Genomic DNA, 22,813 nt, shown 5'->3' with positions numbered 1-22,813 from the left:
GGCCGGGGATTTACATAAGGTGGCTGGCTTGGCCCTCACCCCAACCCTCTCCCGGAGGGAGAGGGGGCTGATTGGTGGTGTTACGCAGATCTGCTTCTGCCTTTAGTCCCCTTTCCCTTTGGGAGAGGGCTAGGGTGAGGGTGCTTTTTTCAGGCGCTGTAGAAATACCCGCGGCTGCGCAATGCCACGATGCGCGGGCTGCCATCCGGGTGCGGCCCGATCTTTTTGCGCAGGTTGCTGATGTGCATGTCGAGGCTGCGGTCGTACAGGGTCAGCTTGCGGCCCAGGGCGATCTGCGCCAGCTCCTGTTTGTCCAGCGGCTCGCCGGGCTGGCGCAGCAGGGCTTCGAGGATGCGGCTTTCAGACACGGTCAGGGTGATGTCGCGCTGGTCGATGGTGACCACGCCGCGCATCGGGCTGAAACACAGGTCGCCCAGCTCCATCTGGCTGGACACGGCCGCCGGGTGGCTGCGGCGCAGCACGGCGCGCAGGCGGGCGGTCAGCTCGCGGGGGTCGCAGGGCTTGGCCAGATAGTCGTCGGCGCCCAGCTCCAGGCCCAGGATGCGGTCCAGCGGTTCGCCACGCGCCGACAGCATCAGCACCGGCAGATCGGGGTGGTCGTTACGCAGTTGCTTGAGCAGCTCAAGGCCGCTGCCATCGGGAAGCATGACATCCAGCACCACGGCATCCGGGCTGGACTCGCTCAGCGCCTTGCGGGCGCTGGAACCATCGTGGCAAGCGCGAACCTGAAAGCCTTCCTGGCTCAGCCAACTGACCAGCAGCTCACACAGCTCCTGGTCATCATCTATCAGTAACAGGTCGCTCATGGCTTACTCGATTTGACCGGTGCCGACGCTGTGTGCGCCGGCCACCGGTAAAGATACAGGTTACGGCAGGACTTGCTTGAACGGCTTGACGTTGACGTTGGCATAGACACCGGCGGCAACGTAGGGGTCGGCCTCGGCCCAGGCCTGGGCAGCGTTCAGCGACTCGAACTCGGCCACGACCAGGCTGCCGCTGAAACCGGCAGCGCCCGGATCATTGCTGTCGATGGCCGGGTGCGGCCCGGCCAGCACGATACGGCCCTCGGCTTTCAGTTGTTGCAAGCGCTCAAGGTGCGCAGGGCGGGCAGCCAGGCGGGCTTCGAGCGAATTGGCGACGTCTGTTGCAATGATGGCGTAGAGCATGTCAGTCCTTGGTCTTGGGGGAGGTATCGGTGGGGTCGGTGTCATGCAGATGGCGCGACAGGTAGATACCCTGGGCGATCAGGAACAGCACGGTCATGCCCAGGCTGCCGAACACCTTGAAGTCGACCCAGATGCTTTGGTAGGTGAACGCAACGAACAGGTTGGCCGCGCCGCAGAACAGGAAAAACCCGATCCAGGCCACGTTCAGGCGGGTCCAGATGGCATCGGGCAGGCTCAGGGCGTGGCCCATCATGCGCTTGATCAGGACCTTGTCGCCGATAAAGTGGCTGCCGGCAAAGGCCAGGGCAAACAGCCAGTTCACCACCGGGGCTTTCCATTTAAGGAAGGTTTCACTGTGGAAGGCCAGGGTCAGGCTGCCGAATACCAGGCAGGCAACCAGGGTCAGCCATTGGCTTTTTTCGAGTTTGCGTTGCTTGATGAACAGGGCGCCATACACCACCAGTGAACTGATGATCAGCATCGCCGTAGCGCTGTAGATACCGCCGACCGACAGGCTGTGCCCGCCGATTTCGACGATGCGCGGCTCGATTTTGTAAACGATGAAAAACAGTAACAGCGGGATGAAGTCGATGAATTGTTTCACAGTGGCAGCCAGAAGCAGGATGTGGCGGCATAATAACAAACATCAATGACAGCGAAAGCGTCAGCTAGAGGTTATTAAATCCCCGTGGAAATCGACTTGCATTGCCATAGCACGGCATCCGATGGCGCCCTGGCGCCCGCAGTACTGGTTGCGCGTGCGTTCGAGAAAGGTGTGCAAGTCCTGGCCCTGACCGATCACGATACACTTGAAGGCCTCGACGAAGCCCGCACGGCGGCGCAGGCGTTGGGCATGACGCTGGTCAACGGCGTGGAATTGTCCTGCACCTGGGGCGGGGCGACGATACATGTGCTTGGCTACGGGTTTGATGTGGACGCGCCAGCGCTGGTCGAGGCCATTGCCAAATTGCACGATGGCCGCTGGCTGCGCGCCGAAGAGATCAGCCGCAAACTGGCGCTCAAGGGCATGCCCGGTGCGCTTGAAGGTGCGCGAGCTATCCAGCAGACCCTGGGCGACAGTGGCAATGCCCCGGCGCGTCCGCACTTTGCCGACTTTCTGGTCGAGGCCGGTTACGTCAAGGACCGCGCCGAAGCGTTCCGCAAGTGGCTGGGCGCCGGCAAGCTGGGCGACGTCAAGCTGCACTGGCCGACCCTTGAAGACACCGTCGCCACCCTGCGCGCAGCAGGGGCCTGGGTCAGCCTGGCGCACCCCTCGCACTACGATTTCACCCGCAGCAAGCGCCGAAGGCTGATTGGCGACTATATTCAAGCTGGGGGTCACGCGATTGAAGTGGTCAACGGGTACCAGCCGGCCGATCAGGTTGGCAGCCTGGCGATCCTTGCGCGTGAGTTCGGTCTGCTGGTCAGTGCCGGCAGTGATTTTCATGGTCCAGGGGGGTGGTCCGAGATCGGCGAATACCGGCCGTTACCGGAAGACTTGCCGCCATTGTGGTGTCGATTCAAATATGACAAGCCCACTGCCAACGTCTGAACAGGTAAATACTGTGAGTCAATTTTTCCAGATTCATCCGGAAAACCCACAACCGCGCCTGATCAAGCAGGCCGTTGAAATCATCAAGAAGGGCGGGGTTGTGATTTACCCCACCGACTCATCCTACGCCGTGGGTTGCCAGATGGGCGACAAGGGCGCGATTGAGCGGATCAAGCGCCTGCGTAACCTGGACGACAAGCACAACTTCACCCTGATGTGCTGCGACCTGTCGCAGCTGGGGCTGTTTGCCAAGGTTGATACCGGGGTCTTCCGTTTGCTCAAGGCGCACACGCCGGGGCCGTACACCTTTATCCTCAACGCCACCCGCGAAGTGCCGCGCCTGCTGCTGCACCCCAAGCGCCGCACCATCGGCCTGCGCGTGCCGAGCCATCCGATTGCCCTGGCCTTGCTTGAAGAACTGGGCGAGCCGCTGATGAGCGTAACCCTGATCCTGCCGGGCGAAAGCGAGCCGATGGAAGACCCGTACCAAATCCGTGATGCCCTGGAAAAACAGGTCGACCTGATCATCGATGGCGGTTTTGGCGGCAACAAGGCCTCCACCGTGATCAGCCTGGTGGACAGCGGTGACCCCGAGATCGTGCGTGTGGGTTGCGGTGATCCTGAACCCTTTATGGTCGAGGCCTGATGTCCGACGTAAACACCCCCGAGGCGCCAGAAGCCCGGGCCGGTGCCCAGCAAGAACTGTCCCTGGCCATGGTCTATGGTCAGGCGGTCATCGAGATGCCGCAAGACCTGTACATCCCCCCGGATGCACTGGAGGTGTTCCTTGATGCGTTTGAAGGCCCGCTCGACCTGCTGCTGTACCTGATCCGCAAGCAAAATATCGACATTCTCGACATCCCCGTGGCGGAAATCACCCGCCAGTACATGGGCTACGTCGAGTTGATGAAAACCGTGCGCCTGGAGCTGGCGGCCGAGTACCTGGTCATGGCGGCAATGCTGGCCGAGATCAAGTCGCGCATGCTGTTGCCGCGTTCGGCCGAAATCGAGGAAGACGAGGGCGACCCCCGCGCCGAACTGATCCGCCGCCTGCAGCAATACGAGCGCTTCAAGGCTGCTGCTGAAGGCATCGAGGGGCTGAGCCGGGTAGGGCGCGAGATCTATGTGCCCAAACTCGATGCCCCTGAGGCGCGGGCACGCAAGCTGGTGCCGGATGTGGCGCTCGAAGAGCTGCTGATGTCGATGGCCGAAGTGCTGCGCCGTACCGACATGTTTGAAAGTCACCAGGTGAGCCGTGAGGCCCTGTCGACCCGCGAACGTATGAGCGACGTGCTTGAGCGCCTCAAGGGGGGTGGCTTTGTGCCCTTTATCGAGCTGTTCACCGCCGAGGAAGGCAAGTTGGGGGTGGTCGTGACCTTTATGGCCATACTTGAACTGGTCAAGGAGTCGCTGATCGAGCTGGTGCAAAATGAACCCTTCGCGCCGATCCATGTGCGGGCAAGAGCCGAATAAAGAGCTGAAACCATGAATTTGACTGAACCCCGCGAACTGGCCCCGTTGCTGGAGGCCTTTCTGTTGGCCTCGGGAAAGCCGCAGAGCCTTGAGCGCCTGTTCGAGCTGTTTGAAGAGGGCGAGCGCCCGGAGCCGCCGGTCTTCAAGAAGGCCCTGGAACTGCTGCGCAAATCCTGCGACGGTCGCGCCTTTGAACTGAAAGAAGTTGCCTCCGGATATCGCCTGCAGATCCGCGAAAAGTACTCGCCTTGGGTCGGACGTTTGTGGGAAGAACGCCCGCAACGTTATTCGCGGGCCATGCTGGAAACCATGGCACTGATTGCCTATCGCCAGCCCATTACCCGTGGCGAGATCGAAGACGTGCGTGGCGTGGCGGTCAACAGCCATATCGTCAAGACCCTGCTTGAGCGCGAGTGGATTCGCGTGGTGGGCTACCGTGACGTGCCGGGCAGGCCTGCGATGTTTGCCACCACCAAGGGTTTTCTCGATCACTTCAACCTCAAGAGCCTCGACGAATTGCCGCCGCTGGCTGAATTGCGCGAGCTTGAGCCGGATCCGATCCTCGACTTCGACGATGCGCCGGTGCCTGCGCATTTGCAGGCCCTGGCCGACGAGAGTGCCGAGCCCGAAGAGCCAAAAGATGAAACCAGCTTCCGTACCTTGCTCACGGAACTGGACTCGATGGAAGAGGGTCTTAAAACCGACTTTGATGATCTGCTTCGCGACGCAGTTGCGAGTGATGAGCAGCAAGCGGCAAGTGAAGAGCCTGAGCCTGAGGTCCAAGCAGAGCCAGAGGCGCAACCACAACCCCAGCAACCGTCTGCGGCCGAACTGGCCCGCGAGCGGTTGCGAGCTGCGGTGGCTGCACTAGAGCAACGATCCGCCATGAGCGACGAAGAACTTGAGGCCCAGGCGCTGGCCGAAGCCATCGAACAGGAGCGCCGCGAGTTGGAAGATTGACCGGACTTTTGTAGCAGCTGCCGTAGGAACGAGGCTGCGTTCAGCTGCGAAGCAGTCGTGATATCAGTGGGTGCAGTCTGTCAGGTATACCGTGAGTTCAGGTTTTACGATCGCTTCGTCGCAGTGGCACGCCATCTTGTACGCAGCCTCGTTCCTACGGCAGCTGCTACGGAATTTTGCGCCGCTTCTGTTCGGGAGGTTTATTCATGAGTTCAACCAAAGACCCCTGCATCGGTGTCTGCAAATTCACCGACGACATTTGCCTGGGCTGCGGGCGTACAAAACGTGAAATCAAGGCCTGGAAGAAACTCGACAAGGACGCTAAACGCACGGTGCTGGCCGAATCCGCCCTGCGTTTGCTGGCGCTGGAGGCCACCGGCCGGCGGAAAAACAAGTGAGCCGGGCATTTGGTGACCAGCCTTTGATGCGCAATGGTCAATATCCGCGTATGATTCGCGACCCTCTGGGGCTCAGCAGAGCCCCAAGGCCCATTTTTAACACTTCAGGCGCTCGCCTGAATTGACACACCGGGAGGTGCCCAGATGAAAGATCTCGACCCTAAAGACGGCCAGGAAATTGGCCCGGCAGGCGAAAAACTGCAAAAAGTCCTCGCCCGTATTGGCGTAGGCTCGCGTCGCGACGTAGAGAGCTGGATCAGCCAGGGCCGCATCAAGGTCAATGGTAAGGATGCAACCCTGGGTCTGCGCGTAGACCTGCACGACGCCATCACCATCGATGGCAAGGTGATCAAGCGTGAAGAGGCAGCCGAATCGGTTCGCCGCGTGATCATGTATAACAAACCCGACGGCGAAATCTGCACCCGTGACGACCCTGAAGGCCGTCCGACCGTGTTCGACAAACTGCCGCGTCCAAAAGAAGGCCGCTGGATCAATATCGGTCGTCTGGACATCAACACCACCGGTTTGCTGATGTTCACCACCGACGGTGAGCTGGCCAACCGCCTGATGCACCCTTCCTACGAAATGGACCGTGAATACGCGGTACGTGTACGTGGCGAAGTGGATGACGACATGATCGCGCGCCTCAAGGCTGGCGTTGTGCTGGAAGACGGCCCGGCGCGTTTCACCGACATCAAGCAGGCGCCGGGCGGCGAAGGCTTCAACCATTGGTACCACTGTGTAGTGATGGAAGGCCGTAACCGTGAAGTACGTCGCCTGTGGGAATCCCAGGGCCTGGTGGTCAGCCGCCTGAAGCGCGTGCGTTTTGGTCCGGTGTTCCTCAACTCCGACCTGCCGATGGGTCGCTGGCGCGAAATGAGCCAGTTCGAGGTGGATATCCTCAGCGCGGAAGTCGGCCTTACGCCGGTTGCCATGCCAGAGATGAACGCCAAGAGCAAAGACAAGCTTGAGCGTATGCAGCGCAAATCCTCGCGCCCTGTGGCCCGTGGTGACCGTGTTGCCCGCGTGCTGCGCCCGGCTGAAGGTGCACCTGTTGCACCGCGCCCGGCCCGCCAGCCGCATATCGAAGGCGAGCGTCCAGGCCGTCCGGCTCGCGATGAGTCGGCTCGTCCGGCCCGCAAGCCGGCAGGTCGTACTGACCGTGTGCCAGCAGGCCGTGGTGCGCCAGTTGCCGAGCGTCCGAGCGAAGTCAACAAGCGTCCGACCAAGCCAACCCGTAACGGGCCAAAGCTGGTTGACGATGCGCCGTCGGGCAAGCGTCGTGGCGCTCCTGCCGGTTCGGGTCAGCGCCCGGGCTTCGGTCGTCGCAAGCCGCAGTAAGCGTTAAGCGCAGTACAAAAAACGCCAACCCTCAGGGGTTGGCGTTTTTTTATGCCTGCGAAATGTCAGGGCAGGATTGTTTCATTTTTAAATTGGAAAATAATCGTTACACCATGTCAATAAACCTATACGAATTCAGCCAGTTACCGACCTTAAACCGCTGAAAACACCCATCTGTAATGAAAATCTTCCGAGATTTACAGAATCAGGACAGTTCCTGCATAAATTGCGGCTTGTTTCGTATTGCAATCGGCTGTGTGATGGGATCTTGCCTTCGTGCGGGTGTACAATGCGCCGCGTTTTAACTGTGACTCAATTGCGTACCCGCGCATTTTGCGCCGCTCGGCGTTACACCGAATGGCCAAAACCTCAAGGCTACCCGCCTTGATAACTCCGCAATGCCACAAGCGTTGCGGGTTCGATTCCGTCACAGATAAAAACAAACAGGTGACGCATGACTCGTGAAACAACCTTGGATTCCTGGCGCCTGCGCTGGGGTTTGATTTGTGTTGTAGACCCTTCGATCACTGCCTCTGGTGCTCAAGTTACAACGCACTGAATCACATCAAACCTTGTGTGGGACCTTTGCAATGAGTGGAAATACCTCGCATTCGGGCGAGCTTAAACGCGGCCTGAAAAATCGTCACATCCAGCTGATAGCCCTCGGTGGCGCGATTGGCACTGGCCTGTTCCTCGGTTCGGCCGGGGTACTCAAGTCGGCCGGCCCGTCGATGATCCTGGGCTATGCGATCTGCGGCTTTATCGCGTTCATGATCATGCGCCAGCTCGGCGAAATGATCGTCGAAGAACCGGTCGCCGGCTCCTTCAGTCACTTTGCCCATAAATACTGGGGCGGTTTCGCCGGCTTCATGTCGGGCTGGAACTGCTGGGTGCTGTACATCCTGGTGGGCATGTCGGAGCTGACTGCGGTCGGCAAGTACGTGCACTACTGGTGGCCGGAGATCCCGACCTGGGCCTCGGCAGCGGCCTTCTTCGTACTGATCAACTTGATCAACCTGACCAACGTCAAAGTGTTCGGCGAGGCGGAATTCTGGTTCGCGATCATCAAGGTTGTGGCGATTGTCGGCATGATCGCCCTGGGCAGCTACCTGCTGGTCAGCGGCAGCGGTGGCCCGCAGGCATCGGTGAGCAACCTGTGGGAACACGGTGGTTTCTTCCCGAACGGGACGACCGGTCTGATCATGGCCATGGCCTTTATCATGTTCTCCTTCGGCGGTCTGGAAATGCTCGGTTTCACCGCCGCAGAAGCCGACAAGCCACGCACCGTGATCCCGAAAGCGATCAACCAGGTGATCTACCGCATCCTGATTTTCTATATCGGTGCCCTGGTGGTCCTGCTGTCGTTGACCCCGTGGGACTCGCTGCTGGAAACCCTCAATGCCGGTGGCGACAGCTACAGCAGCAGCCCGTTTGTGCAAGTGTTCTCGATGCTGGGCAGCAACACCGCCGCGCACATCCTCAACTTTGTGGTCCTGACTGCAGCGTTGTCGGTGTACAACAGCGGCACCTACTGCAACAGCCGTATGTTGCTGGGCATGGCACAGCAGGGCGATGCGCCGAAAGTGCTGGCCAAAATCGACAAGCGCGGCGTGCCGGTCAACTCGATCCTGGCCTCGGCGGCGGTAACGGTCATTGCAGTACTGCTTAACTACCTGATGCCCCATGATGCGCTGGAACTGCTGATGTCATTGGTAGTGGCGACCCTGGTGATCAACTGGGCGATGATCAGCTACTCGCACTTCAAGTTCCGCCAGCATATGGACAAGACCGCGCAGGTTCCGTTGTTCAAGGCCCTGTGGTACCCGTACGGCAACTACATCTGCCTGGCATTTGTGGCGTTCATCCTGGTGATCATGCTGTTGATCCCGGGGATTCGCGTGTCGGTGTACGCGATTCCGGTGTGGGTGGCCTTTATGTGGCTGTGCTTTGTGATCAAGAACAAGCGTGCCGTACAGGCGCAGACAGCGGCTTACAGTTCTGCCAAGTAAACCCTGAGGTAACCCTGCAAACCCGGCCATTGCGCCGGGTTTGTTGTTTGTGGGGTATCCTTGAGGCCCTGAACACGGACCCTTTTTGATGCTGGTGATTTCCAACAACGTGCATATCCCTGATGCCGAGATCGAACTGACGGCCATTCGCGCCCAGGGTGCGGGCGGGCAGAACGTCAATAAAGTCTCAAGCGCCATGCACCTGCGCTTTGATATCCCCAATTCGTCGTTGCCGGATTTTTACAAGGAGCGGCTGCTGGCGCTGCGTGACAGCCGCATCACCAGTGATGGCGTGCTGATTATCAAGGCCCAGCAATATCGCACCCAGGAGCAAAATCGGGTGGATGCGCTGGAGCGTCTGGCTGAGTTGATCGTCAGTGCGACCAAGGTGGAGAAAAAGCGCCGCCCGACCAAGCCGACCCTGGGCTCGAAAAAGCGTCGGCTGGAATCCAAGACCAAGCGCGGCAACATCAAGGCCGGGCGGGGCAAGGTGGATTTCTAGGGGGCAGCAGCAGTCCTGTGGGAGCGGGCTTGCCCGCGATGGCATCGCCATGTTTTACCTGACACACCACTCCGTCTGCATCGCGGGCAAGCCCGCTCCCACAGGTATATCACCCTGATTGCGGGCTAGTACGCTCTTGCGTTCTGCGCCTGGCGATACAGATAAACACTCAGCAACAGTCCGGTAAGCGCCGCCAGCGCCGCAAACAGAAAGATCGACGCAAAGCCGAACCCTGCCGCCACGGCACCCACCAGCGGCCCGGTGATACCCAGCGACAGATCGATAAACAGCGAATACGCACCCACCGCAGCACCACGGCTGGAAGCCGGTACCAGGTTGACGGCCTCAACCCCCAGCGCCGGGAACACCAGCGAAAAGCCAAAGCCGCTCAAGGCCGCGCCCGCCAGGGCCAACTCCGGGTTGGGCGCCAGCCACAGCAACAGCAAACCCAGGGTCTCGACACTCAGGCAGGCAATTGCCACGCGAAAACCGCCGATACGGTTGATCAGATTGCCGAACAGCAAGCGCGCACTGATAAAGCTGGCGCCAAACAGGCTCAGGCACAGTGCCGCGTTTTCCCAGTGGTTGGTTGCGTAGTACAGGGTGATAAAGGTCGCGATGGTGCCAAAGCCGATCGAACCCAGGGCCAGTCCGGTGCCGTGGGGCAAAACTCGCCCCAGTACATGCAGGAACGGCAAGCGCACGCCGCTGACAATGGGGGCTGCCAGTTTTGGCCAGGCCAGCAGTACGCCCAGCGCTCCCAGGGCCATAATGCTTGCGCCCAGGCTCCACATGCCCAAGTGGCCGACCATGACCACGCCCAGCGGCGCGCCAATGGCAATGGCGCCGTAACTGGCGATGCCATTCCAGGAAATCACCTTGGCCGTGTTCTGTGCGCCGACCCGGCCTATGCCCCAGCCGATGGAGCCAGAGCCCACCAGGCTTTCCGCGCTGCCCAGCACCAGCCTGCCGATCAGCAGGCTGGCCAGGCTCCAGGCCGGCATGCTTGTCAGCCAGCTGGACACCAGCATAAACACGCCGCTCAGGCCGCAGCCGGCCAGGCCGATCATCACGGCGCGCTTGCTGCCCCGGGTATCGATAAAGCGGCTGGCGTACGGGCGGCTCAATAGCGTGGCCAAATACTGCACGCTGATCACCAGCCCGGCGATCACCGTGCCGTAACCGAGATGGTTGTGTACGTAACCCGGCAGAACGGCCAGTGGAATACCGATGTTCAGGTAGCCGATAAAGGTAAACAGGACGATGGAAACCACTTGCAGCGTGATTGCCAGGGGGCGCTGTGTTTCAGGCATGGGGTAGGGGTCCTGCGGGGTGCGGTTGGGGCAGATTACAACGGTGCAACCAATTGTGTCGCGATTAACGCAGCCAGGGCATTTTCCTGGGTGCCGAAGCGCTTGAGCAAGAGCGCTTGCTTCTCGGGGCTGAGGCGCTCCCAGAGGTCGATCATTTTCTCGGCGGTGCCGATCAGGACGCTGGCCTGGGTGTCGCTGAAGGTGTCAGTCACGCTTGAATCCGGAATAGGGGGGTGGAGCGATTGTGTCAGACGGTGTGAAAAACAGGGTGCTTTTCGCACCGTCTGATGGTGAGCCGTCAGTCTTCGCTGTCGGCCTGGAGGCTTTCAGAGGCCTCGTCCAGTGCGGGGTTTTCGCCACTGGTGTGTTGCGGGGTTGGCTGCTCGGTTTCGTGCAGGCTTGGGAAGGGGAGGTTTGGGATCTCGTGCATCGTCGCGCTCCTCGTAAGGTGTGTTTTAAGTAGCTTGCTAAGGATACAGGAGGGAGTGTGACAATTTGTCTTTTTATTGCGTCTGGGGGGATTTGTATCGAACTTTTCATTTTGCAGCTGTCGCTGGACCCGTAGCAGCTGCCGAGGAACGAAGGCTGCGTTCGGCGGGATGCGGCACCCCGACGAAGTCGTCGCAAAATCAGATACTGCGGTGTGTCAGTAAAGCCCGGCTCTCTGGTTTTACGACGACTGCGTCGTCGGACGCAGCCTCGTTCCTTCGGCAGCTGCTACGGGAGCGGCGTTTAGTGCGTACACACCTGCGCTATCGCCTTGGCCAGCAGGCTCAGGCGCGTGCCGTCGACCCCGGCCATATTGGCGCGCCCCGAGCCGACCATGTATACGCTGTGTTTTTCGCGTAACAACTGGACTTGCTCCTGGGTCAGGCCGGTGTACGAAAACATCCCGCGTTGCTCATTGATATGGGCAAAGTGTTCCGCCAGACCGAATGGCGTCAACGCTTCAACCAGGCCGCTGCGCAATTGCGCGATACGGCTGCGCATGGCTTCCACTTCGTCGGCCCACAGGGTTTTCAGCTGGGCATCGCCGAGGATGGTCGCCACCACCGCTGCGCCGTGATCCGGCGGGTTGGACCACAAGTTGCGCGCAATATAGGCCAGCTGGCTGCGGATATCGGTCAGCTTTTCGGCGTCATGGGCGCACACAATCAATGCACCGACCCGTTCGCGGTACAGGCCGAAGTTCTTCGAGCACGAACTGGTGATCAGCACTTCCGGCAGTTCACGGGTGAACAGGCGGGTCGACCAGGCATCTTCCTGCAGTCCGTCGCCAAAACCCTGGTAGGCAAAGTCGATCAGCGGCAGCAATTCGCGGCGGCGTACCACATCCAGCACCTGCAACCAGTCCGCTTGGGACAGGTCGAAGCCGGTCGGGTTGTGACAGCAGGCGTGCAGCAGTACGACATCGCCTTTTGGCGCGTGCTCCAGCGCTTCGAGCATGGCCGCGACATTGAGCTTGTTGTCGCTGCCCACATAGGGGTAGTGACTGATCTTCAGCCCGGCCGCAGCAAAGATGGTTTCGTGGATCGGCCAGGTCGGGTCGCTCAGCCAGATACCGCGGCCCGGCAGGCATTGCGCGATAAAATCGGCGCTCAGGCGCAGCGCGCCAGTGCCGCCCGGGGTCTGGGTGGCGCCGGCGCGTTTGGCCGCCAGCAGGGGCGAGTCTTCGCCCAGCACCAGTTCGCTGATCAGTTGCCCGAATCGGCTGTCACCATGACCGCCGATATAGGTTTTGGTCTGTTGCTGGTCGACCAGGCGCTGCTCAGCCAGCTTTACCGATTGCAAGATCGGCGTCAGGCCATTGGCGTCTTTATAAACGCCCACGCCCAGGTCAAACTTGTCCGGATTGGTGTCCTGTTGATAGGCGTCCATCAAACCGAGGATCGGGTCGCCCGGCACCCGACCAATATCGGCGAAGTGCATTACTTGCGACCTTCGGCAGTTTTGGCCACTTCATCGGTGCGTGCGGCCATGATGAAGTCGTTGCGGTGCAGGCCCTTGATCGAGTGGCTCCACCATGTCACGGTGACCGAACCCCATTCGGTCAGCAGACCCGGGTGATGGCCTTCGGCTTCGGCGATTTCACCCACGGCATTGGTAAAGGCCAGGGCGAATTTGAAGTTCTTGAACAGAAAGACCTTTTCCAGCTGCATGATGCCGTCGCGAACTTCGATGTTCCAGTCCGGGATCTGTTTGATCAGGATCGGCAACTCTTCGTCGCTGACCTGTGGAGCATCGGCGCGGCAGGCTTCGCAGTGGGCTTGGTTCAGTGCGTTCATGGTGTATTCCTGAATTCGTTTTTTATTGATGTGTGTAGGTAAAAAAGGCTTAGGCCGCTTTCGGTTTTGGCGCGAACTTGGGCGCATGCAGGCCCAGGGTCATGCCTTTTTCGACCATGCCCATGATGTCTTCGTGGGCCAGGTCGAACAGCCGCTTCAAGTCCGGCAGGACAAAATACAGCGGCTGCAGAATATCGATGCGATATGGCGTGCGCATGGCTTCCAGCGGGTCGAAAACCTGATGTTCCGGCTCTGACGACAGGCTGTAAACCGTTTCTTTGGGCGACGACAGAATCCCGCCACCGTAAATGCGCTTGCCTTCAGGGGTGTCGACCAGGCCGAACTCGATGGTCATCCAGTACAGGCGCGCCAGATATACCCGTTGTTCTTTGCTCGCCTGCAGGCCGAGCTTGCCGTAGGTGTGGGTGAATTCGGCAAACCACGGGTTGGTCAGCAGCGGGCAGTGGCCGAAAATCTCGTGAAAAATATCCGGCTCTTGCAGGTAATCCAGCTCTTCGGGTGTGCGAATAAAGGTGGCCACCGGAAACTGCTTGTTGGCCAGTAATTCGAAAAAGGTCTGGAAGGGAATAAGTGCGGGTACCCGGGCAACTTGCCAGCCTGTGGTAGCACCCAGTACCTGATTGATCTCGTCGAGTTGCGGGATGCGGTCGTGGGGCAGGTCCAGCTTTTCGATGCCCTCCATGTACTCGGGGCAGGCGCGGCCTTCCAGCAGTTTCAACTGGCGGGTAATCAGTGTGTTCCACACCCCGTGCTCGGCCGGTGTGTAGTCGATAAAGCCATTGGCATCAGGCTCACGGGCGACGTATTTCGTTTGCTTCATGGGGCTCTCCGCAAGGAAATCGTTTTTATTATTCGGTGTTGTTGCGATGCCTTAGTGATACCCCAAGTGATTGCTGTGTGCAGCTAGCCTAAAGCCAGTAATGCTGGGATGATGGCGCTTATTCGTAAAGTATTCGTTACGACGTGAGGGGCGAGCTGTCATTCTTGAGTGCGCGACAGTGCATCTGTCACAAAATCGTGACGAAGAAATGCCTTTGCGGACAAAAACAATTTACTGGTGGGAGCGGGCTTGCTCGCGATTGTATCGCTGCGGTGTATCAGGCAAATCGCACCGCCTGCATCGCGAGCAAGCCCGCTCCCACATTTGATCTTCACTTTCTGCCATTTCCGAGCAATTGCCATGCGTATCAAAGTCCACTGCCAAAACCGGATTGGCATTCTTCGCGACATTCTCAACCTGCTGGTGGCCTACGGCATCAACGTCAAGCGCGGGGAGGTCGGCGGCGATCAGGGCAATGCGATTTACCTGTACTGCCCCAATCTGATCAACCTGCAGTTTCAGGCCCTGCGTCCGAAGTTTGAAACCATCTCCGGGGTCTTTGGTGTCAAGCGAGTAGGACTGATGCCCAGCGAGCGCAGGCATATGGAGCTCAACGCCTTGCTCGGGGCGCTGGAGTTTCCGGTGCTGTCCATCGACATGGGCGGATGCATCGTTGCGGCCAACCGGGCTGCGGCGCAATTGCTCGGGGTGCGGGTCGATGAGGTGCCGGGCATTTCCCTGTCCCGTTATGCCGAAGATTTTGACCTGCCCGAGCTGGTGCGGGCCAACAAGTCGCGCATCAATGGCCTGCGGGTCAAGATCAAGGGTTTGGTGTACCTGGCGGATATCGCGCCGCTGCAACTCGAGCATGATGAAAGCGAGGCGATGGCCGGGGCCGTGCTGACCCTGCACCGCGCCGACCGGGTAGGCGAGCAGATTTACAATGTGCGCAAGCAGGAACTGCGCGGCTTTGACAGTATTTTCCAGAGCTCGAAGGTCATGGCTGCCGTGGTGCGCGAAGCCCGGCGCATGGCGCCGCTGGATGCGCCGCTATTAATAGAAGGCGAAACCGGTACCGGCAAGGAGCTGCTGGCCCGTGCCTGCCATCTGGCCAGCCCTCGTGGCCAGTCGCCATTGATGGCGCTTAACTGCGCTGGCCTGCCCGAATCGATGGCTGAAACCGAGTTGTTCGGCTACGGCCCTGGTGCATTTGAAGGGGCGCGGGCGGAAGGGAAGCTGGGCCTGCTGGAGCTGACGGCCGGGGGTACGCTGTTTCTTGATGGCGTGGGTGAAATGAGCCCGCGCTTGCAGGTCAAATTGCTGCGCTTCTTGCAGGACGGCTGCTTTCGCCGTGTCGGCAGTGATGAAGAGGTCTATCTCGATGTGCGGGTGATGTGTGCCACCCAGGTCGACTTGTCGGAGCTGTGTGCCCGGGGCGAGTTCCGCCAGGATCTCTATCACCGCCTCAACGTGCTGTCGCTGCATATCCCGCCGTTGCGCGATTGCCTGGACGGGCTGGAACCGCTGGTGGAGCATTTTCTCGATCAGGCCAGCCGCCAGATTGGTTGTTCGCTACCGCGCCTGGCGCCTGCGGCGATGGAACGGTTGCGCCACTACCACTGGCCGGGCAACGTGCGTCAGTTGGAGAACGTGCTGTTCCAGGCGGTGTCGCTGTGCGATGGCGGGGTGGTCAAGGCCGAGCATATCCGCCTGCCGGATTACGGCGTGCGCCAGCCCCTGGGCGAGTTTTCGCTGGAGGGCGGCCTGGAGCAGATTGTCGGGCGTTTCGAAAAGGCGGTGCTGGAGCAACTGTATTCCGAGCACCCAAGTAGCCGATTGCTGGGCAAGCGATTGGGGGTGTCCCATACCACCATCGCCAACAAACTGCGCGAGCACGACATTATCAAGCCGGGCAAGGACGCTTAAACCTGTAAGTGCTGGTCTGTGGGAGCGGGCTTGCTCGCGATGATATCGCTGCGGTGTGCCAGACATATCGCGCCGCCAGAATCGCGAGCAAGCCCGCTCCCACAAGATTGACGCGACTCGGCAGGCCACCCATTGCCGCAACCGGCAGAACCCCGCCGTTCCCCCGCCCCGAATCTCCCCCCATCCCTGTGCAAACCCGCGCCGCAGCGCGTCAAAATAAAGTTGGTGCGCAAATTGCAATGACCTCTGCAGTACAGCGGTGGACGGCAAGCGTCCGTCAGACAGAGGAAAGACTGTGGACAAGTACCTTTATGTGGCAATGACCGGCGCCAGTCAGAACGCACTGGCGCAGAAGGCGCATGCCAACAATCTGGCGAACATCTCGACCAACGGTTTTCAGCGTGACCTGGAACAGGCCCGCTCGATGCCGGTGTTTGGTGACAGCTTTCCGGCGCGTGCCTTTGCCCTGACCGAGCGCCCGGCCACCGACTTCAGCCCCGGTGCGCTGGTCGAGACCGGTCGTGACCTCGATGTGGCCGTGTCCGGTGACGGCTGGCTGGCGGTACAGGCCCCCGACGGCAGTGAGGCCTATGTGCGCACCGCCAGTATGAACGTGGATGCCCTGGGTATCCTGCGGGCGGGTAACGGCATGCCGATCATGGGCAATGGCGGGCCGATCGCGGTGCCGCCCCAGCAGCAGATCGAAGTCGGCGAAGACGGCACCATCAGCATCCGCGCCCAGGGCGAAGGCCCCCGGGTGATGGCGCAAGTGGACCGGATCAAGCTGGTCCAGCCAGACCTGAAAACCATGAGCAAGGGCCTCGACGGCCTGATCCACACCAACGACGGGCAGCCGGCCCCGGCCGATGCCAATGTGCGGGTGACCTCGGGCTTTCTGGAGGCGAGCAACGTCAATGCCGTGGATGAGATGACCTCGGTGCTGGCCCTGTCCAAGCAGTTCGAACTGCACATCAAAATGATGAACACCGCCAAAGAAGACGATCAGGCCATGACTCGCGTCCTGTCCATCAGCTAATTACTTGAACGAGCGCCGAAAAACCGGCGCGCGAGGAGAGCACCATGCTTCCGGCACTGTGGGTTGCAAAAACGGGTTTGGCTGCACAAGACACCAACCTGACCACCATTTCCAACAACCTGGCCAACGTCTCGACCACCGGCTTCAAGCGTGATCGCGCCGAGTTCCAGGACTTGCTCTACCAGATCAAGCGCCAGCCGGGTGCCCAGTCCACCCAGGACAGCGAGCTGCCCTCGGGCCTGCAAGTGGGTACCGGGGTGCGCATCGTCGGCACGCAAAAGAACTTCTCTGCCGGTAGCCTGCAAACCACCGAGCAGCCGCTGGACATGGCGATCAATGGCCGTGGATTTTTCCAGATCATGCAGCCCGACGGTACAACGGCCTACACCCGTGACGGTACTTTTCACCTGGACTCCAACGGTCAGATCGTCACCGCCAGCGGCTTTGCCCTGGAACCGGCGATTGTGGTGCCGGCTGATGCCCAGACCTTCACCGTCGGCCAGGACGGCACTGTGTCGGTGACCATTTCCGGCAACCCGGCGGCGCAAGTGATCGGCAACGTGCAGACCGCCGACTTTATCAACCCGGCGGGCTTGCAGTCCCAGGGTGGCAACCTGTTCCTGGAAACCGCTTCCAGCGGCGCGCCGCAGATCGGCACCCCGGGCCTGAACGGTTTCGGTTTGACCATGCAAAGCATGCTCGAGACCTCGAACGTCAGCACCGTGGAAGAAATGGTCAACATGATTACCACTCAGCGTGCCTACGAGATGAACTCCAAAGTTATCTCCACCGCTGACCAGATGTTGTCGTTCGTAACGCAAAACCTGTAATTACGTGAAATAGCGGGAGAGCTCATGAAGCGCTTGTTTTCTGTTCTGGCACTGGGCGCCATTACCCTTGTGGCCGGTTGCGTCAGCCCGCCACCACGGGCCAACGATCCGTACTACGCACCTGTGCTGCCGCGTACGCCGCTGCCGGCTGCGGCCAACAACGGCTCGATCTACCAGGCCGGTTTCGAGCAGAACCTGTACAGCGACCGCAAGGCGTACCGTATCGGCGACATCATCACCATCACCTTGAACGAGAAGACCCAGGCGAGCAAAAACGCCAACTCGGCCATCGGTAAAAACAGCAACACCAGCATCGGCCTGACCTCGTTGTTCGGCAGCGGCCTGACCACCAACAACCCGCTGGGAGGGGGTGACCTGAGCCTCAATGCCGGTTACAGCGGCAGCCGTGCCACCAAGGGCGACAGCAAGGCCGGGCAGGGCAACAGCCTGACCGGTTCGATCACCGTGACCGTGGCCGACGTGTTGCCCAACGGCATCATCGCCGTGCGCGGCGAAAAGTGGATGACCCTCAACACCGGCGATGAACTGGTGCGCATTGCCGGCCTGGTGCGTGCCGATGACATTGCCACCGATAACACCGTGTCTTCGACCCGCGTGGCCGATGCGCGCATCACCTACTCGGGCACCGGCTCGTTTGCCGATGCGAGCCAGCCGGGCTGGTTTGACCGTTTCTTCCTTAGCCCGCTGTTTCCCTTTTAGTGATGAACTTCACCATGCCTAACCTCAAGCATCTGCTGGCCGCCGTGTTGCTGTTGTCGACCGCCCTGGGCGCCCACGCCGAACGGTTGAAAGACATCGCCAGCATTTCCGGCGTGCGCTCCAACCAATTGATTGGTTATGGCCTGGTGGTGGGCTTGAACGGTACGGGCGATCAGACCACGCAAACCCCGTTTACCCTGCAAACCTTCAATAACATGCTGTCCCAGTTCGGCATCAAGGTGCCGCCGGGGTCGGGCAATGTGCAGCTGAAAAACGTTGCGGCGGTGTCCATCAGCGCCGATTTGCCGGCATTCGCCAAGCCGGGGCAGGTGATTGATATCACGGTTTCCTCCATCGGCAACTCCAAAAGCCTGCGCGGCGGTACGCTGCTGCTGACACCGCTTAAAGGCATCGATGGCAATGTGTATGCGGTGGCCCAGGGCAACCTGGTGGTCGGCGGTTTTGATGCCGAAGGCCGCGACGGCTCGAAAATCACCGTCAACGTGCCGTCGGCCGGGCGCATTCCGGGTGGAGCATCGGTGGAGCGGGCCGTGCCCAGCGGTTTCAATCAGGGCAACAGCCTGACCCTGAACCTCAACCGTTCGGACTTCACCACCGCCAAGCGTATTGTCGACAAGATCAACGACCTGCTCGGCCCAGGTGTGGCGCAGGCCATCGATGGCGGCTCGGTGCGAGTGACGGCACCACTGGACCCGAGCCAGCGTGTTGATTACCTGTCGATCCTGGAAAACCTCGAAGTCGATCCGGGGCAGGCGGTGGCCAAGGTCATCATCAACTCGCGTACCGGCACCATCGTGATTGGCCAGAACGTCAAGGTTTCGCCCGCCGCAGTGACCCACGGCAGCCTGACCGTGACCATCACCGAAGACCCGATTGTCAGCCAGCCCGGCCCGCTGTCCAACGGCGAGACCGCCGTGGTGCCGCGTTCGCGGCTCAATGCCCAGCAGGAAGCCAAGCCGATGTTCAAGTTCGGCCCGGGCACCACCCTCGACGAGATCGTGCGGGCGGTAAACCAGGTCGGCGCAGCGCCAGGAGACTTGATGGCAATTCTCGAAGCACTGAAACAGGCCGGCGCCCTGCAAGCCGACCTGATCGTGATCTGAGGCTGACAGCATGGACATGTCCAAGAGCGGAGTAGTGGCGAGCAGCGATTCGGGGGCGTTTACCGACCTGAATCGGCTGAATAAGCTGAAAGTCGGCGACCGCGAAAGCGACGGCAATATGCGCAAGGTGGCGCAGGAATTCGAGTCGCTGTTCCTTAACGAAATGCTCAAGTCCATGCGCTCGGCCAACGAAGTGCTGGGCAAGGACAACCCGCTCAATACTCCTGCGGCCAAGCAGTATCAGGAAATGTACGACCAGCAGCTGTCAGTGACCCTGTCCCGCCAGGGCGGTGGCATCGGCCTGGCCGATGTGCTGATGCGCCAGATGTCGAAAAACAAGGCTGCGGTGCCGGGGGAGGCTGCGGCTACCACGGCGCTGACCGCCGAAGTCAAAGCGCCGGCGGCCACCACCGTCGACAGCCCTTTTGTGCGCTCCAGCGGTCAGCGTCCATTGTGGGCTTCGCGGGTTACCACTACGCCGGCAGCCGTAGCTGACGGTCATAAAAATGATATGGCCATGCTCAATCAGCGCCGCCTGGCGTTGCCGAGCAAGCTCACTGACCGTTTGCTGGCTGGCATCGTGCCATCGGCGGACCCGGCGCGCACCGCGCTCAATACCGCCACCGTACCTGGGCGCACATCGCCGGGGCTGGATGCGGTGCTCAAGGGCAGCCGCCAGCCGATGCTCAGCGCCAGCGGCGCGCAAGGGCGCATGCAGATTTACGGTCGTGCCGTGGCGCAGCCGCCATTGGCCCCGGCCAAACAGGCCTTCGAGTCGCCGGATGCGTTTGTCGCCACCATGCTGCCGATGGCGCAACAGGCCGCCGACCGCATCGGCGTCGACCCGCTGTACCTGGTGGCGCAAGCCGCACTGGAAACCGGCTGGGGCAAATCGGTGATGCGCCAGCAAGATGGCAGCAGCAGCCACAACCTGTTCGGCATCAAGGCCACCGGCAGCTGGCAGGGCGCCCAGGCGCGGGCCATCACCAGCGAGTTCAAGGGCGGGCAGATGGTCAAGGAGACGGCAGACTTCCGTTCCTACGACTCCTACCAGGACAGCTTCCATGATCTGGTGACGCTGTTGCAGAGCAACAATCGTTATAAAGATGTGCTCAATGCGGCCGATAAACCGGAGCAGTTTGTACGCGAGTTGCAGAAGGCCGGTTACGCAACCGACCCTGAGTACGCGAGCAAGATTTCGCAGATAGCCAAGCAAATGAAAACCTACCAGAGCTACGCCTCGACGGGTTCTCTCACGAATTTATAAGGTTTGAACCATGGCGAGTTTGATCAACATCGGGATGTCGGGGCTCAACGCCAGTCAGGGCGCATTGGCGACAGTCGGCAACAACATTGCCAACGCCAATACCTCGGGCTATTCGCGTCAGCAGATCGTCCAGGGCAGCGGCGCGTCGCAACAGGTGGGCGGGGTGTTTATCGGCACCGGTACCACCCTGGCCGACGTGCGCCGCGTGTACAACTCCTACCTCGACGCCCAGTTGCAAACCACCACCTCGCTCAACGGCGATGCCCAGGCTTATCTCGACCAGATCGGCACGGTCGACAAGCTGCTGTCGGATAAAAACACCGGCGTGTCGGCAGCCCTGAGCAGCTTTTTCAGCTCCCTGCAAACCGCCGCCGCGGCGCCCGGTGATGTGTCGGCGCGCCAGCTGCTGCTGACCAGTGCGCAGACCCTGAGCAACCGTTTCAACTCGATTTCGTCCCAGCTCAACCAGCAGAACGAGGGGATCAACAGCCAGCTTGATACCCTGACCTCGATGGTCAACCAGCACACGGCCACCATTGCCTCGCTGAACAAGCAGATCGCCCAGGCCACCACGGCGGGCAATACGCCGAACAACCTGCTGGATGCGCGCAACGAAGCCGTGCGTACCCTCAACGAGCTGGTCGGGGTGACGGTCCAGGAGCACGACAACGTCTACGACATCACCCTGGGCACCGGTCAGGCGCTGGTGCAGGGTTCGACCTCCAATACCCTCTCGGCGGTACCGGGCAAGGTCGACAAAAGCCAGTACAGCATCCAGATCAATTACCAGCAATCGAGCTCCGACGTGACCTCGGTGCTCAGTGGCGGCAAGATCGGCGGCCTGTTGCGCTATCGCGATGATGTGCTGGCTCCGGCCATGAATGATCTGGGGCGTACAGCCATTGTGGTCGCCGATGCGATCAACCAGCAGTTGGGCCAGGGCCTGGATGCCAATGGCGAGTTCGGCTCGTCGATGTTCAACAGCATCAACAGTGACAAGGCCATCAGCCAGCGCAGCCAGGCGGCGACCGGCAATATTGGCGCGGGCAACTTCAATGTCAGCATCGCCGACAGCGGCGCGCTGACCGCCTACGACTATCAGGTCACGTTTACCAGCGCCACCGAGTACTCGGTCAAACGCTCCGACGGCACCGATATGGGCGCGTTCGCCACCACGGACAATCCGGCCAAGGTGATCGACGGCTTCACTCTGGACCTCAAGGGCGGCCCGATGACCGCTGGTGATGCGTTCAAGGTCAGCCCCACCCGCAGTGGCGCCAGCAATATCGGCGTGCAAATGAGCGATGCCAATAAGTTGGCATTTGCCGGGCCGCTGGTTGCCGGCCCGGGCAGCTCCAACACCGGTACGGGTGCAGTGGGCAGCCTCAATCTGTCGTCAGCGCTGGATATTTATGGCGGCGTCAGTCTGGGCAAGTCGCAAAGCGACATTGAAGGCGCGATGCCGGTGCGTATCGCCTTTGATGAGGCCGCTGCCGACGGGACCCAAAGCTACCGGGTGCTGAACGAGGCAGGCAAGGAAATCGGCAAGGGCAGCATCGTGCCCGGCCAGGACAACAAGGTCACGATCAATGTGCCCGTCACCAACGCCGATGGCACGACCACCAGCGTGGGGTTCGACACTGTCATCAGCGGCTCACCGGGCAAGGGCGACAGCTTCGATATCAAGTTCAACAAGGACGGCAAGGCTGACAACCGCAATGCCAACGAACTGCTGGGCCTGCAAACCAAGGCCACAGTGGGCGTAGGCAAGGACGGCACTGGCGGCGTCAGCATGGCTACTTCCTACAGCCAGTTGGTATCCAAGGTGGGCGGCAAAGCCAGCCAGGCTGCGGTCGACGGCACCGCTAACGGCGCGGCCCTCGCGTACGCCAAGGAAGTGCGCAACTCGGTGTCCCAGGTCAATCTGGACGAAGAAGCCTCCAACCTGGTCAAGTTCCAGCAGTACTACACCGCCTCGTCGCAGATCATCAAAGCGGCGCAAGCAACCTTCAGCACGCTGATCAACAGTCTTTAAGGGAGCCCGCGACG

Annotated in this window: 24 protein-coding genes; 15 read left to right on the top strand and 9 right to left on the bottom strand. The window is 60.5% G+C overall.

The window, feature by feature from the left end; genetic code table 11:
* Nucleotides 1-149: 149 nt before the first annotated feature.
* Genes BLU25_RS06650 through BLU25_RS06640 form a run of 3 tightly spaced genes read right to left on the bottom strand, consistent with a single transcriptional unit; the run spans nucleotide 150 to nucleotide 1,791 of the window.
* On the bottom strand, nucleotides 150-827 hold the full coding sequence (locus BLU25_RS06650; protein ID WP_016781609.1) for a response regulator transcription factor: 678 nt from the start codon (nucleotides 825-827) through the stop codon (nucleotides 150-152).
* 60 nt (nucleotides 828-887) lie between these two features.
* A complete protein-coding gene (locus BLU25_RS06645; protein WP_016781608.1) occupies nucleotides 888-1,187 on the bottom strand; it encodes a YciI family protein in 300 nt (99 codons plus the stop codon).
* A 1-nt stretch (nucleotide 1,188) separates the two neighbouring features.
* A complete protein-coding gene (locus BLU25_RS06640; protein ID WP_016781607.1) occupies nucleotides 1,189-1,791 on the bottom strand; it encodes a septation protein A in 603 nt (200 codons plus the stop codon).
* Nucleotides 1,792-1,875: 84 nt separating this feature from the next.
* On the opposite strand from BLU25_RS06640, the gene BLU25_RS06635 reads away from it, so the two are divergent.
* The 8 genes from BLU25_RS06635 to arfB all read left to right on the top strand — a co-directional run bounded on the left by BLU25_RS06635 (nucleotide 1,876) and on the right by arfB (nucleotide 9,422).
* Nucleotides 1,876-2,739: a PHP domain-containing protein gene (locus tag BLU25_RS06635; protein WP_016781606.1), complete on the top strand. Its 864-nt coding sequence runs from the start codon at nucleotides 1,876-1,878 to the stop codon at nucleotides 2,737-2,739.
* A gap of 13 nt (nucleotides 2,740-2,752) precedes the next feature.
* Entirely contained in the window at nucleotides 2,753-3,385 is a 633-nt protein-coding gene (locus tag BLU25_RS06630) for an L-threonylcarbamoyladenylate synthase (RefSeq protein WP_016781605.1), read from the top strand.
* A 128-nt stretch (nucleotides 3,386-3,513) separates the two neighbouring features.
* Complete coding sequence (locus tag BLU25_RS06625; protein ID WP_162939390.1) at nucleotides 3,514-4,212, top strand: segregation and condensation protein A; 699 nt, start codon at nucleotides 3,514-3,516, stop codon at nucleotides 4,210-4,212.
* 12 nt (nucleotides 4,213-4,224) lie between these two features.
* Complete coding sequence (gene scpB / locus BLU25_RS06620; protein ID WP_016781604.1) at nucleotides 4,225-5,172, top strand: SMC-Scp complex subunit ScpB; 948 nt, start codon at nucleotides 4,225-4,227, stop codon at nucleotides 5,170-5,172.
* Between the two features lie 206 nt (nucleotides 5,173-5,378).
* Nucleotides 5,379-5,570, top strand: a complete 192-nt coding sequence (locus tag BLU25_RS06615; RefSeq protein ID WP_016781603.1) for a DUF1289 domain-containing protein — start codon at nucleotides 5,379-5,381, stop codon at nucleotides 5,568-5,570.
* Between the two features lie 144 nt (nucleotides 5,571-5,714).
* Nucleotides 5,715-6,911, top strand: coding sequence for a 23S rRNA pseudouridine(2605) synthase RluB (gene rluB, locus BLU25_RS06610; protein WP_016781602.1), 1,197 nt, complete (start codon nucleotides 5,715-5,717; stop codon nucleotides 6,909-6,911).
* A 590-nt stretch (nucleotides 6,912-7,501) separates the two neighbouring features.
* Nucleotides 7,502-8,920, top strand: coding sequence for an amino acid permease (locus BLU25_RS06605; protein WP_016781601.1), 1,419 nt, complete (start codon nucleotides 7,502-7,504; stop codon nucleotides 8,918-8,920).
* Between the two features lie 88 nt (nucleotides 8,921-9,008).
* Nucleotides 9,009-9,422 (top strand): alternative ribosome rescue aminoacyl-tRNA hydrolase ArfB, encoded by a 414-nt coding sequence (arfB, locus tag BLU25_RS06600; RefSeq protein ID WP_016781600.1) that lies wholly within the window; start codon nucleotides 9,009-9,011, stop codon nucleotides 9,420-9,422.
* 125 nt (nucleotides 9,423-9,547) lie between these two features.
* On the opposite strand, the gene BLU25_RS06595 is transcribed toward arfB, so the two are convergent.
* From BLU25_RS06595 to phhA, 6 genes are all read right to left on the bottom strand, one after another.
* Complete coding sequence (locus BLU25_RS06595; protein ID WP_016781599.1) at nucleotides 9,548-10,735, bottom strand: MFS transporter; 1,188 nt, start codon at nucleotides 10,733-10,735, stop codon at nucleotides 9,548-9,550.
* Nucleotides 10,736-10,770: 35 nt separating this feature from the next.
* Nucleotides 10,771-10,947 (bottom strand): hypothetical protein, encoded by a 177-nt coding sequence (locus BLU25_RS23565; protein ID WP_016781598.1) that lies wholly within the window; start codon nucleotides 10,945-10,947, stop codon nucleotides 10,771-10,773.
* 86 nt (nucleotides 10,948-11,033) lie between these two features.
* Nucleotides 11,034-11,165, bottom strand: a complete 132-nt coding sequence (locus BLU25_RS23835) for a hypothetical protein (RefSeq protein WP_016781597.1) — start codon at nucleotides 11,163-11,165, stop codon at nucleotides 11,034-11,036.
* A 302-nt stretch (nucleotides 11,166-11,467) separates the two neighbouring features.
* A complete protein-coding gene (locus BLU25_RS06590; RefSeq protein ID WP_016781596.1) occupies nucleotides 11,468-12,664 on the bottom strand; it encodes an amino acid aminotransferase in 1,197 nt (398 codons plus the stop codon).
* Nucleotides 12,664-13,020: a 4a-hydroxytetrahydrobiopterin dehydratase gene (locus tag BLU25_RS06585; RefSeq protein ID WP_016781595.1), complete on the bottom strand. Its 357-nt coding sequence runs from the start codon at nucleotides 13,018-13,020 to the stop codon at nucleotides 12,664-12,666. Before BLU25_RS06585 ends, BLU25_RS06590 begins: the two co-directional genes overlap by 1 nt.
* A gap of 49 nt (nucleotides 13,021-13,069) precedes the next feature.
* Nucleotides 13,070-13,861: a phenylalanine 4-monooxygenase gene (gene phhA / locus BLU25_RS06580; protein ID WP_016781594.1), complete on the bottom strand. Its 792-nt coding sequence runs from the start codon at nucleotides 13,859-13,861 to the stop codon at nucleotides 13,070-13,072.
* A 360-nt stretch (nucleotides 13,862-14,221) separates the two neighbouring features.
* Here phhA and BLU25_RS06575 point away from each other — a divergent pair, with 360 nt between their 5' ends.
* From BLU25_RS06575 to flgK, 7 genes are all read left to right on the top strand, one after another.
* The gene (locus tag BLU25_RS06575; RefSeq protein WP_016781593.1) at nucleotides 14,222-15,787 is read left to right on the top strand and encodes a sigma-54-dependent phenylalanine hydroxylase transcriptional regulator PhhR; all 1,566 of its coding nucleotides are present in this window, start codon (nucleotides 14,222-14,224) and stop codon (nucleotides 15,785-15,787) included.
* A 295-nt stretch (nucleotides 15,788-16,082) separates the two neighbouring features.
* A complete protein-coding gene (locus BLU25_RS06570; RefSeq protein ID WP_016781592.1) occupies nucleotides 16,083-16,823 on the top strand; it encodes a flagellar basal body rod protein FlgF in 741 nt (246 codons plus the stop codon).
* Between the two features lie 44 nt (nucleotides 16,824-16,867).
* Nucleotides 16,868-17,653 carry a flagellar basal-body rod protein FlgG gene (flgG, locus tag BLU25_RS06565; RefSeq protein ID WP_016781591.1) on the top strand — a complete coding sequence of 262 codons (786 nt, stop codon included), beginning with the start codon at nucleotides 16,868-16,870 and terminating at the stop codon, nucleotides 17,651-17,653.
* A gap of 24 nt (nucleotides 17,654-17,677) precedes the next feature.
* Entirely contained in the window at nucleotides 17,678-18,373 is a 696-nt protein-coding gene (flgH, locus tag BLU25_RS06560) for a flagellar basal body L-ring protein FlgH (RefSeq protein ID WP_016781590.1), read from the top strand.
* Between the two features lie 14 nt (nucleotides 18,374-18,387).
* The gene (locus BLU25_RS06555; RefSeq protein ID WP_016781589.1) at nucleotides 18,388-19,497 is read left to right on the top strand and encodes a flagellar basal body P-ring protein FlgI; all 1,110 of its coding nucleotides are present in this window, start codon (nucleotides 18,388-18,390) and stop codon (nucleotides 19,495-19,497) included.
* Nucleotides 19,498-19,507: 10 nt separating this feature from the next.
* The gene (gene flgJ, locus BLU25_RS06550; protein ID WP_083369566.1) at nucleotides 19,508-20,764 is read left to right on the top strand and encodes a flagellar assembly peptidoglycan hydrolase FlgJ; all 1,257 of its coding nucleotides are present in this window, start codon (nucleotides 19,508-19,510) and stop codon (nucleotides 20,762-20,764) included.
* A 10-nt stretch (nucleotides 20,765-20,774) separates the two neighbouring features.
* Nucleotides 20,775-22,799 carry a flagellar hook-associated protein FlgK gene (flgK, locus tag BLU25_RS06545; RefSeq protein WP_016781587.1) on the top strand — a complete coding sequence of 675 codons (2,025 nt, stop codon included), beginning with the start codon at nucleotides 20,775-20,777 and terminating at the stop codon, nucleotides 22,797-22,799.
* The last annotated feature ends 14 nt before the right edge of the window (nucleotides 22,800-22,813 follow it).

It is taken from the genome of Pseudomonas fragi (assembly GCF_900105835.1).
Taxonomy (GTDB): domain Bacteria; phylum Pseudomonadota; class Gammaproteobacteria; order Pseudomonadales; family Pseudomonadaceae; genus Aquipseudomonas; species Aquipseudomonas fragi.
Note: the sequence above shows the minus strand (reverse complement) of the source record. Positions and strands in the feature narration are given on the sequence as shown.

Excerpts from the sequence above, each read along its gene's own strand:
- BLU25_RS06605 (WP_016781601.1), top strand. The coding sequence starts at position 7,502 with ATGAGTGGAAATACCTCGCATTCGGGCGAGCTTAAACGCGGCCTGAAA.
- BLU25_RS06575 (WP_016781593.1), top strand. The coding sequence starts at position 14,222 with ATGCGTATCAAAGTCCACTGCCAAAACCGGATTGGCATTCTTCGCGAC.
- flgG (WP_016781591.1), top strand. The coding sequence starts at position 16,868 with ATGCTTCCGGCACTGTGGGTTGCAAAAACGGGTTTGGCTGCACAAGAC.
- BLU25_RS06650 (WP_016781609.1), bottom strand. The coding sequence starts at position 827 with ATGAGCGACCTGTTACTGATAGATGATGACCAGGAGCTGTGTGAGCTG.
- flgJ (WP_083369566.1), top strand. The coding sequence starts at position 19,508 with ATGGACATGTCCAAGAGCGGAGTAGTGGCGAGCAGCGATTCGGGGGCG.
- BLU25_RS06590 (WP_016781596.1), bottom strand. The coding sequence starts at position 12,664 with ATGCACTTCGCCGATATTGGTCGGGTGCCGGGCGACCCGATCCTCGGT.
- BLU25_RS06595 (WP_016781599.1), bottom strand. The coding sequence starts at position 10,735 with ATGCCTGAAACACAGCGCCCCCTGGCAATCACGCTGCAAGTGGTTTCC.
- BLU25_RS23835 (WP_016781597.1), bottom strand. The coding sequence starts at position 11,165 with ATGCACGAGATCCCAAACCTCCCCTTCCCAAGCCTGCACGAAACCGAG.
- BLU25_RS06645 (WP_016781608.1), bottom strand. The coding sequence starts at position 1,187 with ATGCTCTACGCCATCATTGCAACAGACGTCGCCAATTCGCTCGAAGCC.
- phhA (WP_016781594.1), bottom strand. The coding sequence starts at position 13,861 with ATGAAGCAAACGAAATACGTCGCCCGTGAGCCTGATGCCAATGGCTTT.
- flgK (WP_016781587.1), top strand. The coding sequence starts at position 20,775 with ATGGCGAGTTTGATCAACATCGGGATGTCGGGGCTCAACGCCAGTCAG.
- rluB (WP_016781602.1), top strand. The coding sequence starts at position 5,715 with ATGAAAGATCTCGACCCTAAAGACGGCCAGGAAATTGGCCCGGCAGGC.
- BLU25_RS06615 (WP_016781603.1), top strand. The coding sequence starts at position 5,379 with ATGAGTTCAACCAAAGACCCCTGCATCGGTGTCTGCAAATTCACCGAC.
- flgH (WP_016781590.1), top strand. The coding sequence starts at position 17,678 with ATGAAGCGCTTGTTTTCTGTTCTGGCACTGGGCGCCATTACCCTTGTG.
- scpB (WP_016781604.1), top strand. The coding sequence starts at position 4,225 with ATGAATTTGACTGAACCCCGCGAACTGGCCCCGTTGCTGGAGGCCTTT.
- arfB (WP_016781600.1), top strand. The coding sequence starts at position 9,009 with ATGCTGGTGATTTCCAACAACGTGCATATCCCTGATGCCGAGATCGAA.
- BLU25_RS06585 (WP_016781595.1), bottom strand. The coding sequence starts at position 13,020 with ATGAACGCACTGAACCAAGCCCACTGCGAAGCCTGCCGCGCCGATGCT.
- BLU25_RS06555 (WP_016781589.1), top strand. The coding sequence starts at position 18,388 with ATGCCTAACCTCAAGCATCTGCTGGCCGCCGTGTTGCTGTTGTCGACC.